The sequence below is a fragment of the Acinetobacter sp. UBA6720 genome, assembly GCF_002454215.1.
Classification (GTDB): domain Bacteria; phylum Pseudomonadota; class Gammaproteobacteria; order Pseudomonadales; family Moraxellaceae; genus Acinetobacter.
Window position 1 is genome coordinate 1 of record NZ_DKIK01000036.1, and the last position, 218, is coordinate 218.

Annotated in this window: 1 pseudogene; it reads left to right on the forward strand. The window is 44.0% G+C overall.

Annotated elements, in window-relative coordinates:
- A pseudogene (locus B4F08_RS03235) lies at positions 1-218 on the forward strand (asparagine synthase-related protein); the annotation flags it as partial.

Consider the following 218-nt stretch of genomic DNA (forward strand, 5'->3'; position numbering starts at 1 on the left):
ACGCACACTGCAAAAGGTGCAGAGTTATTATCGAACTTTGTACACAGCATTTGTGGCTGTCGTAGCCTGTGGAACTCTGAAAACATCATCGATCTACGCGTTGAACAATTACGTCAACAAATTGGCGATCAAAAAGTTCTTTTAGGTCTGTCGGGTGGTGTTGATTCATCAGTGGTTGCTGCGCTTTTACACCGTGCGATTGGTGATCAATTGACTTG